Annotated in this window: 15 protein-coding genes; 6 read left to right on the top strand and 9 right to left on the bottom strand. The window is 68.3% G+C overall.

What is annotated here, in order from left to right; all coding sequences use genetic code 11:
* Window positions 1–38: 38 nt before the first annotated feature.
* The 4 genes from ipdE1 to fadA6 are packed head-to-tail and all read left to right on the top strand — an operon-like array spanning window position 39 to window position 3,745.
* Window positions 39–1,199 carry an acyl-CoA dehydrogenase IpdE1 gene (gene ipdE1, locus ACZY1G_RS13380; protein WP_463818305.1) on the top strand — a complete coding sequence of 387 codons (1,161 nt, stop codon included), beginning with the start codon at window positions 39–41 and terminating at the stop codon, window positions 1,197–1,199.
* Window positions 1,199–1,987, top strand: coding sequence for a (5R,7aS)-5-hydroxy-7a-methyl-1-oxo-2,3,5,6,7,7a-hexahydro-1H-indene-carboxyl-CoA reductase (ipdF, locus tag ACZY1G_RS13375; protein ID WP_463822665.1), 789 nt, complete (start codon window positions 1,199–1,201; stop codon window positions 1,985–1,987). Before ipdE1 ends, ipdF begins: the two co-directional genes overlap by 1 nt.
* Window positions 1,984–2,592, top strand: coding sequence for a TetR family transcriptional regulator KstR2 (gene kstR2 / locus ACZY1G_RS13370; protein ID WP_463818307.1), 609 nt, complete (start codon window positions 1,984–1,986; stop codon window positions 2,590–2,592). Before ipdF ends, kstR2 begins: the two co-directional genes overlap by 4 nt.
* A complete protein-coding gene (fadA6, locus tag ACZY1G_RS13365) occupies window positions 2,585–3,745 on the top strand; it encodes a steroid 3-ketoacyl-CoA thiolase FadA6 (RefSeq protein ID WP_463822664.1) in 1,161 nt (386 codons plus the stop codon). Before kstR2 ends, fadA6 begins: the two co-directional genes overlap by 8 nt.
* Here the strand turns inward: fadA6 and ACZY1G_RS13360 are convergent.
* Both ACZY1G_RS13360 and ACZY1G_RS13355 read right to left on the bottom strand, forming a co-directional pair.
* Complete coding sequence (locus tag ACZY1G_RS13360; protein ID WP_463822663.1) at window positions 3,729–6,428, bottom strand: molybdopterin-dependent oxidoreductase; 2,700 nt, start codon at window positions 6,426–6,428, stop codon at window positions 3,729–3,731. The genes fadA6 and ACZY1G_RS13360 overlap by 17 nt on opposite strands.
* Entirely contained in the window at window positions 6,425–7,261 is an 837-nt protein-coding gene (locus ACZY1G_RS13355) for an FAD binding domain-containing protein (protein WP_463822662.1), read from the bottom strand. The genes ACZY1G_RS13360 and ACZY1G_RS13355 overlap by 4 nt, the downstream gene beginning before the upstream one ends.
* 85 nt (window positions 7,262–7,346) lie before the next feature.
* Here ACZY1G_RS13355 and ACZY1G_RS13350 point away from each other — a divergent pair, with 85 nt between their 5' ends.
* Window positions 7,347–8,711 carry a guanine deaminase gene (locus tag ACZY1G_RS13350; RefSeq protein ID WP_463822661.1) on the top strand — a complete coding sequence of 455 codons (1,365 nt, stop codon included), beginning with the start codon at window positions 7,347–7,349 and terminating at the stop codon, window positions 8,709–8,711.
* On the opposite strand, the gene hpxO is transcribed toward ACZY1G_RS13350, so the two are convergent.
* The 7 genes from hpxO to ACZY1G_RS13315 form a co-directional block, all read right to left on the bottom strand.
* On the bottom strand, window positions 8,701–9,855 hold the full coding sequence (hpxO, locus tag ACZY1G_RS13345) for an FAD-dependent urate hydroxylase HpxO (protein ID WP_463822660.1): 1,155 nt from the start codon (window positions 9,853–9,855) through the stop codon (window positions 8,701–8,703). The two genes, ACZY1G_RS13350 and hpxO, sit on opposite strands and share 11 nt — an antisense overlap.
* A 6-nt stretch (window positions 9,856–9,861) precedes the next feature.
* Complete coding sequence (gene uraH / locus ACZY1G_RS13340) at window positions 9,862–10,179, bottom strand: hydroxyisourate hydrolase (protein ID WP_463822659.1); 318 nt, start codon at window positions 10,177–10,179, stop codon at window positions 9,862–9,864.
* A 24-nt stretch (window positions 10,180–10,203) separates the two neighbouring features.
* Window positions 10,204–10,704: a 2-oxo-4-hydroxy-4-carboxy-5-ureidoimidazoline decarboxylase gene (gene uraD, locus ACZY1G_RS13335; protein ID WP_463818314.1), complete on the bottom strand. Its 501-nt coding sequence runs from the start codon at window positions 10,702–10,704 to the stop codon at window positions 10,204–10,206.
* Entirely contained in the window at window positions 10,701–12,605 is a 1,905-nt protein-coding gene (locus ACZY1G_RS13330) for a solute carrier family 23 protein (RefSeq protein ID WP_463822658.1), read from the bottom strand. The genes uraD and ACZY1G_RS13330 overlap by 4 nt, the downstream gene beginning before the upstream one ends.
* A 141-nt stretch (window positions 12,606–12,746) precedes the next feature.
* On the bottom strand, window positions 12,747–13,859 hold the full coding sequence (locus tag ACZY1G_RS13325) for an NDMA-dependent alcohol dehydrogenase (RefSeq protein WP_463822657.1): 1,113 nt from the start codon (window positions 13,857–13,859) through the stop codon (window positions 12,747–12,749).
* A 54-nt stretch (window positions 13,860–13,913) separates the two neighbouring features.
* Window positions 13,914–14,675 (bottom strand): hypothetical protein, encoded by a 762-nt coding sequence (locus ACZY1G_RS13320; protein WP_463822656.1) that lies wholly within the window; start codon window positions 14,673–14,675, stop codon window positions 13,914–13,916.
* A complete protein-coding gene (locus ACZY1G_RS13315; protein ID WP_463822655.1) occupies window positions 14,675–15,322 on the bottom strand; it encodes a SatD family protein in 648 nt (215 codons plus the stop codon). Before ACZY1G_RS13315 ends, ACZY1G_RS13320 begins: the two co-directional genes overlap by 1 nt.
* Window positions 15,323–15,403: 81 nt before the next feature.
* Here ACZY1G_RS13315 and ACZY1G_RS13310 point away from each other — a divergent pair, with 81 nt between their 5' ends.
* Window positions 15,404–16,846: an HNH endonuclease signature motif containing protein gene (locus ACZY1G_RS13310; protein ID WP_463822999.1), complete on the top strand. Its 1,443-nt coding sequence runs from the start codon at window positions 15,404–15,406 to the stop codon at window positions 16,844–16,846.
* Window positions 16,847–16,898 lie beyond the last annotated feature (52 nt).

The following is a 16,898-nucleotide window of genomic DNA, read 5'->3' as shown; positions in this document are numbered from 1 at the left end:
GTTACCCGAGCAAGTGCTTGGTAGGTTAGCCTACAGGGGTGATTGAGGTCCAGGAGTTCAGGGCGCAGGTCCGCGACTGGCTGGCCGAGAACCTGGTCGGCGACTACGCGGCACTCAAGGGGCTGGGCGGTCCGGGTCGCGAGCACGAGGCCTTCGAGGAACGGCTGGCCTGGAACCGGCATCTGGCGGCCGCGGGTCTGACGTGTCTCGGCTGGCCGGAGGAGCACGGCGGCCGCGGGCTGTCGGTCGCGCACCGCGTCGCGTTCTACGAGGAGTACGCGAAGGCCGATGCGCCCGACAAGGTCAACCACCTCGGCGAGGAGCTGCTCGGCCCGACGCTGATCGCCTACGGCACCCCCGACCAGCAGCAGCGCTTCCTTCCGAAGATCCTCGACGTCACCGAGTTGTGGTCGCAGGGCTACTCCGAGCCCGGCGCGGGCAGCGATCTGGCCAATGTGTCGACAACGGCCGTGCTCGACGGTGACCACTGGGTCCTCAACGGGCAGAAGGTGTGGACGTCGCTGGCGCACTGGGCGCAGTGGTGTTTCGTCGTCGCGCGCAGCGAGAAGGGGTCCAAGCGGCACGCTGGACTGTCCTTTCTCCTGGTGCCGCTGGATCAGCCGGGCGTCGAGATCCGCCCGATCATCCAGCTCACCGGCGACTCCGAGTTCAACGAGGTGTTCTTCACCGACGCCCGCACCGATGCCGACCTCGTGGTCGGCGAACCCGGTGACGGGTGGCGGGTGGCGATGGGATTGCTGACGTTCGAGCGCGGGGTGTCCACCCTGGGACAGCAGATCCGTTATGCGCGTGAGCATTCCAACCTGGTCGAGGTGGCAAAGAAGACCGGCGCCGCCGACGATCCGCTGATCCGGGAGCGGCTGACCCGGTCGTGGGCGGGGCTGCGCGCGATGCGCTCGTACGCGCTGGCCACGATGGACGTCGGACAGGACAGCCAGGCCGCCGGAAAAGACTGTGTATCGAAGCTGCTGTGGGCCAACTGGCATCGCGAGCTGGGGGAGATCGCGATGGACGTGGTCGGAATGGCGGGCCTGACGCTGCCCGAGGGAGAATTCAGCGAGTGGCAACGGCTGTTCCTGTTCTCGCGCGCCGACACGATCTACGGCGGCTCCAACGAGGTGCAGCGCAACATCATCGCCGAGCGTGTGCTCGGCTTACCCAGAGAGGCCAGACCCTGATGGACCTGTCCGTCGCCCCGGCGGAGATCGAGGGGCACAACCTGCTGGCCGGCAAAGTGGTCCTGGTCACCGCTGCTGCGGGCACCGGGATCGGGTCGACGACTGCCCGGAGGGCGCTGGCCGAAGGCGCCGACGTCGTCGTCTCCGACTATCACGAGCGCCGATTGGGGGAGACCCGCGACGAGCTGGCCGCTCTGGGGCTCGGCTCGGTGCACTCGGTGGTCTGCGACGTGACGTCCACCGAGGCGGTCGATGCGCTGATCGCCGGTGCCGTCGAGAAGGCGGGACGTCTCGATGTCCTGGTCAACAACGCCGGGCTCGGGGGCCAGACCCCGGTGGTCGACATGACCGACGACGAGTGGGACCGCGTTCTCAACGTGACGCTGACGTCGGTGATGCGCGCGACGCGCGCCGCGCTGCGCCACTTCCGCGACGCCGGGCACGGCGGTGTGATCGTCAACAACGCCAGCGTGCTGGGCTGGCGGGCGCAGCACTCCCAATCCCATTACGCCGCAGCCAAAGCTGGTGTCATGGCGCTGACGCGCTGTAGCGCGATCGAGGCGGTCGAGTACGGCGTGCGCATCAACGCGGTGTCGCCGAGCATCGCCCGGCACAAGTTCCTCGAGAAGACGTCGAGCTCCGAGCTGCTCGATCGACTGTCGCAGGGTGAGGCGTTCGGCCGGGCCGCCGAACCGTGGGAGGTCGCAGCCACCATCGCGTTCCTGGCCAGCGACTACTCCAGTTACCTCACCGGCGAGGTGATCTCGGTGTCGAGTCAGCACCCATGAGCGCAGGAGCCACCAACACCCGTCGCGACGAGCTCCTCGCGCTCGCCGCGACGATGTTCGCCGAACGTGGGCTGCGCGCCACCACAGTTCGCGACATCGCCGACTCTGCAGGGATCCTCTCGGGCAGCCTCTATCACCACTTCTCGTCGAAAGAGGAGATGGTCGACGAGGTGCTGCGCGGGTTCCTCGACTGGCTCTTCGACAGGTACCGGGAGATCGTCGAAACCGAGACGAACCCGCTCGAACGGCTCAAGGGGCTGTTCATGGCGTCGTTCGAAGCCATCGCGACCCGGCACGCCGAGGTGGTGATCTACCAGGACGAGGCCAAGCGGCTCTCCGCGCAACCCCGATTCGCCTACGTCGAAGAGCGCAACAAAGAGCAGCGCAAGATGTGGATCGACGTCCTCACCCAAGGCATCGAGGAGGGGTGCTTCCGCCCCGACGTCGACGTCGACCTCGTCTACCGATTCATCCGCGACACCACCTGGGTGTCGGTCCGGTGGTATCAACCGGGCGGCCCGCTGACCGCGCATGAGGTTGGCCGGCAATACCTTTCGATCGTTCTCGGTGGTATCACCCCCACAGAAGGAGTTCACAATGGCTGAAGCGTATGTCATCGACGCCGTCCGCACCGCCATCGGCAAGCGCAACGGATCGTTGGCCGGGGTACATCCGGTCGACCTCGGTGCAGCCGGATGGCGCGGCCTGTTCGACCGCAACGACGTCGATCCCGGCGCGGTCGACGACGTGATCGCCGGCTGCGTCGATGCGATCGGCCCGCAGGCCGGCAACATCGCGCGGCTGTCGTGGTTGGCGGCCGGATTCCCCGAGGAGGTGCCGGGCGTGACCGTCGACCGGCAGTGCGGGTCCAGCCAGCAGGCCATCTCGTTCGGAGCGCAGGCGATCATGTCGGGCACCGCGGATCTCATCGTGGCCGGCGGCATGCAGAACATGAGCCAGATCCCGATCAGCTCGGCGATGACCGTCGCCGAGCAGTTCGGATTCACCTCGCCCACCAACGAATCCAAGAGCTGGCTGCATCGCTATGGCGACCAGGAGATCTCCCAGTTCCGCGGGGCCGAGCTGATCGCCGAGAAGTGGGACATCAGCCGCGAGGACATGGAGCAGTTCGCGCTGACCAGTCATCAGCGCGCGCAGGCCGCGATCCGCGCCGGTCATTTCGACAACGAGATCCTCGACGTCAAGACCGATGGGGGTGGCTTCCGGGTGGACGAGGGACCGCGCGACACGTCCCTGGAGAAGATGGCCACACTCAAGACGCTCGTCGACGGTGGCCGGCTGACCGCGGCGATGGCCAGCCAGATCTCCGACGGCGCCAGTGCGGTGCTGCTCGCCTCAGAGCAGGCGGTGAAGGACCACGGGTTGAAGCCCCGTGCGCGCATCCATCACATCAGCGCACGCGGCGCCGATCCGGTGTTCATGTTGACCGGCCCGATACCCGCGACCCGCTATGCGCTGGACAAGGCGGGGCTCTCGATCGAGGACATCGACACGGTCGAGATCAACGAGGCGTTCGCGCCGGTGGTGCAGGCCTGGCTGAAGGAGACCAAGGCCGACCCCGAGAAGGTCAACCCCAACGGCGGGGCGATCGCGCTCGGTCACCCGCTCGGTGCCACGGGGGCAAAGCTTTTCGCGACCATGCTGAACACGCTGGAGCGCACCGGCGGCCGCTACGGCCTGCAGACGATGTGCGAGGGCGGCGGCACGGCCAACGTCACGATCATCGAGCGGCTCTGACCGCACGCCACACCCTCGCCGGCGTCATCGGAAGTCGGTGCAGCCGTGCGCCGGTCGCGCGTGCGATGGCGTTGGCGATCGCGGGGGCGACGGGGTTGTAGGGCGATTCACTCATCGACTTGGCGCCGAAGGGTCCCAGGGTGTCGTAGGTGTCGGCGAAGTAGACCTCCGTCACCGGTACGTCGGCCAGCTGCGGCAGATGGTAGTTGCGCAGGGTGGTCGTCGACACCGCACCGTCGGGACCGACGTGCATCTCCTCGTACAGTGCGGAGCCGATGCCCTGTGCCACACCGCCTTCCACTTGACCGCGGCACTGCTGAGGGTTCATCACCACCCCGGCGTCGGCGGCCTGCACATTCTGCAGGATGCGCACCTCACCGGTCTCGACGTCGACGGCGACGCGGACGGCGTGCACGTTGAACGCGACGGAGCGGGGGGTTCCGCCGTGCCGCCCGTGGCCGACCAAAGGCACTGGCAGTTCCGCGAAGTCGATCAGCTGCCCCGCGCAGTGCACCCCGTTTCGGGTCAGTGCGCACGCACCGCGAGGAACGCCGGTGAGCTCCGAGGCGGCCGCCTCCAGCTGGGAGCGCAGCTTCTGCGCGGCCACGAGCGTGGCCTGTCCCGCCACCACTGTTCCGGCGGAGCCGAACGCACCGGTGTCGTATCCGGTTGTCGCCGTGTTGGATTGATCGATCCGGATGTTGCCGACGACGGTGTTGAGCGCGGTTGCCGCGATCTGTGTGTGCACGGTCGTGGTGCCGTTGCCGAACTCGGCGGTCCCGACACGCAGCGTGTAGATCCCGTCTGCGTCTATGCTCACCGCGGCCTCGGCGTGGTGGCCCCGCGGCGGGATCGTGGCGATCATCGCGATCGCCATTCCCTCACCCGTGCGCCACTGCGGCCCGGTCGGCGTGGGGACGCCGTTGCCGCGGCGCAGCGCCGCCTGAGCGAGATCGAGGCACTGGTCGAGCCCGTAGCTACCGAAAATCAGGTCGTCGTCGAGCACGTGGGCGTCGACGAAGTCGTCGCCCGGCACGACCACGTTGCGTCGGCGGAAGTCGAACGGATCGATGCCGAGGCGCTCGGCGAGCTGGTCCATCGCGGATTCGATCGCGAAGATCAGCTGACCCAGCCCGTAGCCGCGGAAGGCACCCGACGGCAGGTTGTTCGTGTACACCGCGCGAGCGTCGACTCGCTTGTTCGCGCACCGGTAGACCGACATCGATTCCCCGCAACCGTGGAACATCACACCGGGGCTGTGGTTGCCGTAGGCGCCGGCGTCGAGGAGCACGTCGACCGCGAGTGCGGTCAGTGTGCCGTCGGCGTCGGCGGCCGCGGTGACGTCCACCCGGAACGGGTGCCGGCACGGCGCGGTGGTGAATTCGTCGCTGCGAGTGAATTCGTAGCGCACCGGCTCGCCCAATCGCAACACCGCCAACGCGACCAGGTCCTCGACGAGCATCTCCTGCTTGCCGCCGAATCCGCCGCCGATGCGTTTGGTGAACACCTGCACCTCGTCGGTGGGCAGCCCGAACAGGTGGCATAGTTCGTCGCGCACCAGGAACGGGACCTGTGTGCTGGTGCGGATCACCAGCCGGCCGGTGTCGTCGCGCCATCCGGTGCAGCCGTGAGTTTCCAAGTGGGCGTGCTGGACCCGTTGCGTGTGCCAGCGGCCGCGCACCACCGCACCGCCGTGCGCTGCCGTCAGTCCGGCGTCGATGTCGCCGACCCCGCCGTGCAGCTCGGCGACCAGGTTGCGGCCCGGGTCGGCGATCCTGGAGTCCGCCCCCTTGTCGCCGTGCAGCAGCGGGGCACCGGGTGCCGTGGCCTGCTCGGGGTCGAGCACGGTGGGCAACTCCTCGTAGGTGACGACGAGTGCGCGACAGGCCTTTTCAGCCGCAGCCGGGGTCTCCGCCACCACCGCGGCCACCCGTTGCCCGACGAATCTGACGACGTCGTCGAGCAGCACCGTGTCGTCTGGATCGTCCTCACGGTTCTCGTGTCGCGCGGTTGAGAAGCGCACCGGAGGACTGTCGGCGTGGGTCAGCACCAGTCGGACACCGGGAACGGCTTCGGCAGCGGAGGTGTCGATGGCCACGATGCGCGCATGCGGCACCGGGCTCGTCAGCACCGCAAGGTGCAGCAACCCCGGCGGCGCGAAATCCATGGTGTATTCCTCGGTTCCGGTGACCACCCGCACCGCAGCCGGTGCGCTGATCGACCGTCCGGCGTCCTGGCCGTCGGATTTCTCAACGTTCACCGTCCCCGCGAGCGCATCGGTGATCGCCCGATATCCGGTGCAGCGGCAGAGATTGTTCTTCAGCTGCTGAGGGAGTTGCCCGGGGTCCGCGGTCGGCAGCGAGGCGGCGGTGGTCACCATGCCGGCCGTGCAGAAACCGCACTGGAACCCGGCTGCCTCGACGAAGCGGCGCTGCATCGGATGCAGGTCGCCGGGGTCGCCGAGACCCGCTGCGGTGGTCACCTCCCGACCGGCCGCCCGGAACGCCGGATACACGCATGAATGCACGGCCGCGCCGTCGACGAGCACCGAGCACGCTCCGCAATCGCCGGCGTCACAGCCTTTCTTGACCTCGAAGTGGCCTCGCTCCCGCAGAAAGGTGCGCAGGCACTGCCCGGGGCGCGGATCGTCTTCGTGGGCGCGGCCGTTGACGGTGACGCTCATGTCAGCTCAGCGACGATCTGGTCGGCCAGCTGCTGTGTCATCGCGGCCCGCCAGTCGGGATCACCATGGGCGTCACGGGTCCACGCGTCGTCCGGGATCACCGACAGCGCTGCGCGCAGCGCGTCGGGAGGTGGCGAGGTGGCGAACCGGATGACGTATGGCCGGACCGTCGAGGCCGTCACCGAGATCGTGAGTGCGCCGCCGTCGGCCGGGGTGTCGCGGCGACCGATGACGACCACACCGGAGCGCCCCAGCGGTGACGTCGCCAGCTTGCGGTACGCGACCCGGCCGCGCAGCGCCGCTGCGGGGATGTGCACCGAGCGCAGGATCTCGCCGGTGTGCAGCACGTTGGTGGTGACGCCGGTGACGAAATCGGCGACGGGCACGGTACGGGTGTCGCCGCCCGGCCGCCAGATCAGCGCTGTGGCGTCCAGCGCCGTGGTCAGCGAGATCATCGAGCCTGCGGGCAGAGACAGGCAGATGTTGCCACCGACCGTTGCGGTGCGCCAGATCTTGAATCCGGCCACCAGTGCGGTGCAGCACTGCGCGAACAGCGGCGCAGCGGTCCAGTCGTCGGGCAGGGTGGTCGACGACCTCGCGGACAATTCGGTGACCTCTGCCAGGGTGGCTGTGGCGGCGACCTCGATGCCGTTGTCGGACAGGGTGATCGGTGGCCACCTCAGCGCGGTGATGTCGATCAGACGGGTGACGTGCGGCTGTGGTTCGGAGAAGAGCCACGTGCCGCCGGCGAGGATCGCGTCCGTGGGCCCCAGCGGCCACACCTCGTCGCGCGATCGCGGGGTGTGCACCGCCTCGACGGTGTTGAGGTCCATGACTGCACCGTAGATCGCGGGGGGTCGCGGTGCAGGCCAAGCCGCCGAACTGCGGGGATGCGGCAACGCTGGGACAATCGGAGGTGTGCGTGCCTATCGCGGTCATCTGGTGCACGTCGGCGGCGCGCCCCAGCTCGGGGAGGCGAGCGAGCATCTCGTGTCGGTGCCCGACGGCGTGCTGGTCGTCGACGACGACGGTGTCATCGTGTTCAGCGGTGCGTACGCGCGACTGCCTGCGGAGGCGGCCGGCGCGGACGTGATCGACTGCCGGCCGGGTTTCCTGCTGCCGGGGTTCATCGACACACACATCCATTTCCCGCAGACCTACTGCACCGACTCCTACGGCGGCGGGCAACTGCTGGACTGGTTGCAGCGCTGCATCTTTCCCGCTGAGGCGAGGATCGCGGACGCGGAACTGGCCCGCCGGACGGCGCGCGACTTCTGTCGGCGCAGAGTCGAGGTCGGGACCACGACGGCGCTGGTGTTCGGGTCGGCCTTCCCCGACGCGCAGGACGCCTTGTTCGAGGAGTCCCTGCGGGTCGGGCTGCGCACCATCTCCGGTCGCGGTATCCAGACGGTGGGTCCCGACGCGGCGGGCCCGCTGCTCACCGACGAGTCGACCGCGATCGAGCTGTCGGCGAGGGAGATCGACCGGTGGCACGGGGCCCATCCGCTGCTGCAGGTCGCCGTGGTGCCGCGATTTGCGCTGTCGGTGACCGCGCAGACCCTGGCGGCGCTCGGCGAGCTCTACGATTCGGTGCGCGCAGCGGGGGTGTACTTCCACAGTCACCTGTCCGAGAACCTCCTCGAGATCGATGCTGTCCGTACCTCGTTGGACGTGTCCTGCTACCTCGACGCCTACGACGGGCGGATCGGCCGGACGGGCGCGCCGACGCTGCTCGGGCCACGCAGCGTGCTCGCGCACGGCGTGCACTGCACCGACGGCGAGTTGGCCCGGCTGGCCGACACCGGCACCTCGATCTCGCACTGCCCGACCTCGCAGCAGTTCCTGGGGTCGGGCACCATGCCGTGGCAGCGGACCACTGGGAGCGGGGTGACGGTGGCGTTGGGCAGCGATGTCGGCGCCGGCGACGAGTGGTTGATGGCCCGCGTCGCCAACGACTGCTTCAAGGTGCACATCAGCGAGCCGGGGGCGGCAGGGCTGTCGATCCCGCCGGCTCAACTGTTGTTCACGGCCACTCTGGCGGGGGCCAGGGCTCTTGACATCGAGGATCGCGTGGGCAATCTGGATGCCGGCAAGCAGGCCGACTTCCTGGTGATCGATCCGCAGCGCCAGCCGCTGCTGCCCGAGCTGCTCGAGCGGGTGGACCCCGAGGATGCAGACCGGCTGCTGTTCACCCTGCTGCTCGGCATGCGGGAGGCCGCGATCGCGGAGGTCTTCGTGCAAGGTCACCGGCTCATGGCGGACGCGTCGATGCCTACCGCGTGAGGGGCCCACCCATGATGTTCCCCACGATCCCGCGAATGATGTTGCTGCCGTCCTCGTTTCGGAGCTCGTCGTACCAGGCGGCGGTTGCTTCCGGATCTTTGGCGTGGGTCACGTCGCACCGGCGCCGCGCACGCAGCACCAGATCCCCGGCCCGCTCGCTGCGCGCGTACTGGTAGGACAGCAGTGCGGTGTGCACATCGCCGGGGTGGTCACGCAGCGCCCACTGCAGCGCCACCGCGTCCTCCATCGCCGAGCAGCCGCCCTGCCCGATGTCCGGTGTCGTGTTGTGGGCGGCGTCGCCGAGCACCGCTACGCGCCCCTTGACCCAGGTGTCGAAGGGGTCGAGGTCGAGAATCTCCACGCGATTGGTGGTGGCGGGATCGAGGACGTCGATCAGCCGGTGCACTCCGGGCGCCCAGCCTTCGAAGTGCCGTCGCAGCATCTCCTTGACGTCGCCGCCGATCGCGGATGGCTCTCCGACGATGTCGAAGAAGAAGTAGAACCGGCCACCGGCCACAGGCATCACCGAAACCCGTTGTCCGTCAGCCACATAGGTGGTCCACTCGGTGGCCGGGCCGATCTCCGCGTCGACCGGTACGAGCCCGTTGACGTTCACGTAGCCGGCGTAGCGGCGGGTGACCGGCCCGCCCAAGACGTACTCGCGGGTGATGGAGTTCGCGCCGTCGGCACCGATGATCAAGTCCGCGGAGACGGTGGTCCCGTCGGCGAACGTCGCTACCGCGGCATCGACCCCGTCCTCGACGGACACCATCTTCATGCCGAATGCGATGTCGTCCATGCCGTAGTGATTCATCAGCATCGACTGCAGCTCCGCGCGGGCGATGGGGTAGGGCCGCTGTCCCACCTCGTCGATCAGCGGTTGCATCGAGAATCGGCACATGGTCGCCCCGCTGTGCCCGTCGATGTAGCTCATCGTCTCGACGCGCCCGCCCAGGGCGGCCGTCTCCTCGGCCAGGCCCAGGTAGTTCAGGCACTTGACGCCGTTGGACCACACCGAGATCGCCGCGCCGACGGGCTTGTTCTCGGTGACGCGCTCGTAGACGTGGGTCTCGACGCCGATCTCCCTCAACGCGATCGCCGCGCTCATGCCACCCATCCCCGCACCGATGATCACGGCTTTCACAACTGATCAGCTCCCTCTGTAGGTGGAGTAGGCGTACGGCGACAGCAACAGCGGAACGTGGTGGTGGGCCTGGGCGTCGGTGACCTCGAAAGTGATCACGACCTCGGGGTAGAAGCCGGTAACTCCCTGAGCGGTGAAATAGCCTGCGGTGTCGAACCGTAACCGATACGTACCGGCCTCGAGGTCGGCGGCCAGCTCCCCGATGCGGCCGTCGTCGTCGGTCACGCCGGCGAACACCTCGCCACCGGAGCTGCGTAGCGTCACCGCGACGCCGGTGGCGGGCCGGCCCGTGGTGGCGTCGAGGACGTGGGTGGAAAGACTCATGGGATCAGCATCCCCGATCGGGGCTCATGCGGGCGGCTCGCTGAGCAGACGTTCCAGCCGGAGCCGATTGATCTTCGCCAGCTCGCTACGCATGACCCGGCGTTCGGTGTCCGGGTCGTTGTGCAGCCGCTCGGTCAGGATGTCCAGCAGCTCCTCGGCCGAACGCCCGCTGGCGCACACGAGGTACACGTATCCGAACCGGTCTTCGTATTCGCGATTCTTGGCCGCCAGCTGCGCCTTGATGTCGGCGTCGGCGCCGGCGACACGGGCCTGCTCGCGGGCCGACGACGGGTTGTCCACGGCGGCACCGATCCGCGGATGGCCGTCCAGGGCGGCGTCGAGTTCGGCGTCCGGTAGCTCGGCCAGTACCCGATCGGCACGGTCGTAGAGGGCATCGGCGTCGCGAAACGGTGCGGCGGCCAGCACCCGTCGCGCCCAGATCGGTGACGAGCACACTTCGAACAGCAGATGCATCTGCGCTCGCTCCGAGGCCGCGTTGAAGTGCGTCAGCCCGACGGCCCTCACGAGAGTTCGTTGAGCCTGCTGAAACGCGCAGCGGCAACGGGATTGGCGTCGGCGACCAGGTCGGTGAACCGGTGGTTGACGATCTTGGCGACTTCGATCAGGGCGAACGCCTTCTCCGCCGACGGCGAGTTGTCCATCCGGGACCAGCCGTTGCGCAGGACGCGGTCGAAGCGCTCGGTCTCCTTGGCGCAGATGATCAGCGGGAAGCCGAAATGGCTGCGGTAGGCGGTGGCCAGCTCCACGACGTCATTGTGGTCGTCGTCGTCGAGGTTGGACAGGGCCACGTGGTCCACGGCGAGCACCTGGCCCGTCTCGTCTTCGGCGCCCAGATCGGGGAACGCGCCCAGCAGCTCGGCCTGCTGCTCGGACGAGCCGGTGAGCACCGCGTCCTGGAAGGCTTCACGCAGCGCGGTGGTGTCGGCGAACGGCCGCTGGTCGTAGGCGCGTTCGACGGCCCACGGCACGTCCTGGAGGACGTGGCCGAACACCTCGGTGAACCGCTCCTTGGTCATCGCGTTGACCTCACCGAGCGTGATGGAGCCGCCGCCGGCCACTCGCGGGCCGCCCGAACCGGTGTGGAAGAACACGATGTTCAGCAGGATCGCGCTGACCGCGCCGATGCTGATACCGCTGCCGAAGATCAGGTCGACCCCGGTGGGCATGGCCTTGGCGATGTCCGGGTAGGCCGTCACCCACAGCGCGAGCGCCAGGCTCGTGGTCACGATGATCAGGTTGCGGTGGTCGGTGAAGTCGACTTTGCCCAGGGTCTGGATCCCGACGACGGCGACCGTCGCGAACAGCGTCAGCGCGGCGCCGCCCAGCACGGGATTGGGGATCGAGGCGACCACGGCGGCGACCTTGGGCAGGAAGCCGAGCAGGATCATGAACACCCCGGCGGCCGCGACCACCCAGCGGCTCTTGATGCCGGTGAGCCGGACCAGGCCGACGTTCTCGGAGAACGCGGTGTAGGGGAAGGAGTTGAAGACACCGCCGATGGTGGTCGCCACCCCGTCGGCGCGCAGCACGTTGCCGATGTCGGAGGCCTTCACTCGCTTGCCGACGATCTCGCCGGTGGCGATGGTGGAACCCGTCGATTCCACGGCGGTGATCATCAGCACGATGATCATCGTCAGGCAGGCGACGAAGTCGAACTTGGGCATGCCGAAGAGGAACGGTGGCGTGAAGCCGATCGCCGACGCTTCGCCGACCCGATCGAAGTTCATGTCGCCCAGCGCGAATGCGACCGCGCAGCCGACCACCAGACCGAGCAGGACGGCGATGGTCGCCAGGAAGCCGCGGAAGATCCGCTGGATCGCGACGATGATCGCGATGGTGCCGACGGCGTAGAGGAACCACCGGATGTTGGTCGGGTCGGGTTCGTGGGTGTTGGGGTTGGTGACGGCGTCCATGGCGCCGACGGGCACCAGGCACAGGCCGATGATCGTGATCAGGGTGCCGGTGACCACGGGTGGGAAGAATTTCAGCAGTTTGATGAACACCGGCGCGATCAGGAACGTGAACACGCCGGCGACGATCACCGCCCCGTAGACGTAGAGCATGCTCGACGCGCCGCCGCCGTGAGCCAAGCCGATCGCGATGATCGGCGACACCCCGGCGAACGTGACGCCCTGCAGCAGCGGCAGGCGGACACCGACGTTACGGAACCCGACGGCCTGGATGATCGAGGCGATACCGCAGGTGAACAGGTCCGCCGTGATCAGCTTGACGAGTTCTTCCTGGGACAGTCCGACCGCCCCGGCAATGATGATCGGCACGAGGACCGCGCCGGCGTAGAACGCGACGACGTGCTGGAACCCATAGGTGGCGAGCTTCGGGACGGGCAGCACCTCGTCGACGGGGTGAGTGCGCTTGCTCGTGCCGCGGGCGGTCGGTGTCGACATCGGATCAGAATCCGACAGGTTCGCTCACTTCCAGTGACGCGCACGTTTCCGGGATGTTGCAGGTCCCGTTTTTTTCTCGCGAACAGACGCGATCTCGCGCGTGTCGCCCCCGAAACGCCCGAGATCGCGTCTGGTCGCCGGTCAGTGGTCGTGCAGGATCACGCCCCGCACGTTGCGTCCGGCGCGCATGTCCTCGTAGCCCTCGTTGACCTCGGCCAGCTTGTACTCGTGTGTGACGGTCTCGTCGAGCAGCAGCTTGCCCTCGCGGTAGAGCGACAACAGCCGCGGGATGTCCGCGCGCGGGTTGGCCTCGCCGTACAGGCTGCCGAGCAGGCGCTTCTGGAACAGCGTGAACATCATCAGCGACAGCGATGCCTGGTTGTCGGCCATCGTCGACAGGGCGGTCACCACGACCGCGCCGCCCTTGCGGATGATGTTGACCGCGTCATCGATCATCGTTCCCTCGAGCAGGCCGACGGTCAGGATCGCGGAATCGGCCATCACCCCGCGGGTCAGCTCGGCGACGAGCGCGGTCGCCTCGGGCAGCGACGTCACGAAATGCGTGGCGCCGAGCTGTAAAGCCTTGGCGCGCTTGTCTTCCACGGGCTCGACGACGACGATCTTCTCGGCACCGGCCAGTCGCGCGCCCTGCACCGCGCCGCTGCCGATTCCCCCGAACCCGATCACAACGACAGTGTCGCCGGGTTGGACGTCGGCGGTGTTGACGGCCGATCCCCATCCGGTTGTCACTCCGCAGCCGAGCAGGCACGCCCGCGAGAGCGGGACGTCGTCGTCGATCTTGACGATGGAGGCTTCGGGCACGGTGCCGTACTGGGAGAACGTGCCCACCAGCGACATCACGCCGATGTTCTGCCCGCGGGCGCGCCGCCTGTAGGTGCCGTCGATCTGCGTGCCGGCCATGATGATCGCGCCGAGGTCGCAGAGGTTCTGGTGACCCGTCGAGCAGAATCGGCAGCGGCCGCAGGCCGGAAGAAACGACGCGACGACGTGGTCGCCCGGGGCCAGGTCGCGAACGCCCGGTCCGACTTCGCGGACGATCCCGGCGCCTTCATGACCGCCGATCATCGGCAGCGGGAAGGGCAGGTCACCGGTGCGGATGTGCTCGTCGGAGTGGCACAGGCCGGTGGCCTCCCAGGACACCAGCACCTCGCCGTCACCGGGCGGATCGAGATCGATCTCCTCGATGCTCCAGTCGGAGCCGTACTCCCACAGAATCGCGGCGTTGGTCTTCATCGGCCGAGTCTAAGAAGCGCGTCGGCCCGCCCGCGGCGGATTCGCCCGACAGGTTCAGATCGCCGTCAGGGCCAGGCCGGCCAGTGCGATCAACCAGCTCGCGAAGCTGCCGACCAAGAAGTACTCGGTCACCTCATCGATGCCGGAACCGATTCCGGAACCGATATCCGTGTCGCGGGTTCCTGCGGATTCCTTGCGCGCGGCGCTGAGTTCGGGGAAGCGGATGATGCCCTTGGCCGCGATGACCGCCGAGGCGGCGCCGAACTGGCCGCCGAGCGCCAGCCCGACGATCAGCAGCCGCTCCATCGGGCCCAGCAACCGGCCGCCCTTGAGGCGGTCGGACGGTTGGGGCTCGCCGGCCGGGCGGACCGCACCGACCGCGCCGAGGACGAGCCGCACCAGCTGGTTCGCGGTGACCAGCTGCAGCAGGACGACCCCGACGATGATCAGCGCCCGGCCCGGGTCGACCTCTGCCAGGCCGATCCACGGCAGCCACCACCCGATCGGGCCGGCCACCGGGGACGCCCAGCCGCTGAACACGACGATCAGCACGGCGGCCGCGCCGAACACCGTGAGGGCACGACCGTGCCGCGTCCCGGTGTGTTCGGCGGCGTCGCCGAGGATCACCCAGACGACGGAGACTGCTGCCGCGGCGACGAGGAGGACGATGTCGCCGAGGTGCCAGAGCCCGGCCAAGGCGGCGCTGCCGAGCACGGCGACCGGACCAGCGACCAGTGCCGGCCATCGGTGTGCGCTGAGCTTGCGGCAGATGTCGGCGACGCCGACGGCGATGAGGAACACCGCCAGCGCGCCCATCACAGCTCCCGTAGTTCGGTGGCGGCCGCGAGGAGCAGATCCAGCCCGGCCCGGCCGGCACGCTGGGACACCGCCGAGGCGCTGATGCCCTCCGCCATCGCCAGCTCCTTCTTGGTTCGTCCTGCGCGCATCCCCGCGAGTATTCGCAGGGAGCGTTCGTCAAGCGATCCAAGCAGATGGTCCCGACACATCAGGGCGGCATTGATGGCGCGCGGTTCGGCACCGTCGCCGGTGTCGTTTCGGAATGCGGTGCGCACGTACGTCATTCCTGGTTGCTGCTGGGTGGCCGCGGTCCATTCGATGGCTGCGCGCGCAGCCCACCAGCCCGGTCCGTCCTGGATCCCGGAGTTTTCGTCGAGGGTGGTGACGTCGCCCCAGCCGAGCCCGAACCGGATGTCGACGTCCGGTGCCAGCGTCAGCCGCAGCGTGAGTGCGGCGTCGATCGCGAGCCCGACGGTGGGATACGCGCCCTGGAATTCGTCGCCCACCGTGAGGGCGGGTGCATCGACGGCGCCCTCGGTCACGGTGGCCAGCGCCGCAGTGACACGGCGGTGCAGACCGCGCCGGTCGGCGAACGTACGGGAGCCCACGACGTCACCGATGAGCGTCGCACGGGGCACTGAAGCCTGTAGCTTCACTCCATCCATATGAAGACTATAGCTTCATTCTCGCGATATGAAGCTGTCAGCTTTCGCCACAATCGTATAGCGAGGTTTGTCGGTGGTCGAATATATGTTCGAATCATGTCGGGGGCGCGGGAGGCGGTGGCGGTCTTGCGGGCCGCCGTCGATGGCGTGCTCGCTGCCGATCTGGACCTCGCGACGGCTGCGGAGCTCACGGAGCTACTCGACGAGGTGGAATCGGCGGGCTGCCGGTTGCCGGCGGCCCGGCATCGGGCGTTGGCGCGGCTGCAGGTGGAGACCACCCCGCATGCGATGGGGGCGAAGAACTGGAAAGACGTGCTGGCGATCCGCTGGCGCATCAGCGGCCCAGAAGCGCATCGCCGGTTGACCGAGGCCGCGCTGCTCGGGCCGCGGGTGTCGCTGACCGGAGAGCCGTTGCCGCCGGTGTTGCCCGCGACGGCGGCGGCCCAAGCTTCGGGTCGGATCACGCCCGAGCATGTGGAGATCACCCGTAAAGCGGTGGACAAGCTGCCCGGGTTCGTCGACACGGTCACGCGCGAGCAGTTCGAGGCCGATGTCGTGCGCATCGCGGTCGGTGCCGGCCCCAAGGCCACTCAGGATGCCGCGGATCTGGAGTTGTTTCTGCTCGATCAGGACGGCCCCGAACCCGACGACACCGAACGGGTCCGCAAACGCTCGCTCACGAAATCTCGGCAGGGTTGCGACGGCATGACGGCGTGGTGGGCGGATCTGACGCCGGAGGCGGCCGCGGTGTGGGAGGCGATCTTCGCCAGATACGCCGCCCCCGGGATGTGCAACCCCGACGATGACGAACCCTGTATCTCGGGGACGCCGACGCAGGCCCAGATCGACAACGATCACCGCAGCCTCGCCCAACGCCAACACGACGCGCTGCTCGTGGTGGGGCGGATCGCGTTGATGAGCGGGGAGGTGGGTCAGCTCAACGGGTTACCGGTGGCGGTGATCGTGCGCACCACCCTGCAAGACCTCGAATCCCGCGCCGGGATCGGGGTGACCGGTGGTGGGACCCGGCTGCCGATCAAAGACGTGATTCGGATGGGCGCGCACGCGAGCCACTATTTGGCGGTGTTCGACCGGGCCACCGGCTCCGCGCTGGACCTGTTCCGCACGCGGCGGGTGGCGTCGGTGGCGCAGCGGGTCATGTTGATCGCGCGTGAGGGTGGCTGCACCAAACCGGGCTGCCGTGTCGGCGCCTACGGATGTCAGGTCCACCACGTCACCGCCGATTGGGCTGCGGGTGGGCTGACCAACATCGACGACCTCGGCCTGGCCTGCCCACCTGACAACCGCTCCGTTGGCCCCGGCGGCTGGAGCACCGCGATGAACACCCGCCACGAGGTGGAATGGACCCCACCACCGGAGCTGGACACCGGCCAAACCCGGGTCAACACCCACCACACCCCCGAACGACTCCTCCGCCCACCCGAGGACGACGAGCCCACCCAAGCGTCGGCCGACGCCGCAGAACCCGGCGGACCCGCACCACCCGACAACCAAGTCGCCTGAGGGCCGCGAATGGATGATCGCCGCGTCCGGAATGGACTGTGCTCGCGACCGG

The sequence above is a fragment of the Mycobacterium sp. IDUB_5 genome, assembly GCF_055419565.1.
This window is presented reverse-complemented; position numbering and strand designations above follow the sequence as displayed.

Coding starts and splice junctions, on each gene's coding strand:
- uraH (WP_463822659.1), bottom strand. CDS start 10,179: ATGAGTCTTTCCACCCACGTCCTCGACGCCACCACGGGCCGGCCCGCC.
- ACZY1G_RS13330 (WP_463822658.1), bottom strand. CDS start 12,605: ATGTCGACACCGACCGCCCGCGGCACGAGCAAGCGCACTCACCCCGTC.
- ACZY1G_RS13320 (WP_463822656.1), bottom strand. CDS start 14,675: ATGGGCGCGCTGGCGGTGTTCCTCATCGCCGTCGGCGTCGCCGACATC.
- ACZY1G_RS13315 (WP_463822655.1), bottom strand. CDS start 15,322: ATGGATGGAGTGAAGCTACAGGCTTCAGTGCCCCGTGCGACGCTCATC.
- ACZY1G_RS13325 (WP_463822657.1), bottom strand. CDS start 13,859: ATGAAGACCAACGCCGCGATTCTGTGGGAGTACGGCTCCGACTGGAGC.
- ACZY1G_RS13355 (WP_463822662.1), bottom strand. CDS start 7,261: ATGGACCTCAACACCGTCGAGGCGGTGCACACCCCGCGATCGCGCGAC.
- ACZY1G_RS13360 (WP_463822663.1), bottom strand. CDS start 6,428: ATGAGCGTCACCGTCAACGGCCGCGCCCACGAAGACGATCCGCGCCCC.
- fadA6 (WP_463822664.1), top strand. CDS start 2,585: ATGGCTGAAGCGTATGTCATCGACGCCGTCCGCACCGCCATCGGCAAG.
- kstR2 (WP_463818307.1), top strand. CDS start 1,984: ATGAGCGCAGGAGCCACCAACACCCGTCGCGACGAGCTCCTCGCGCTC.
- ipdF (WP_463822665.1), top strand. CDS start 1,199: ATGGACCTGTCCGTCGCCCCGGCGGAGATCGAGGGGCACAACCTGCTG.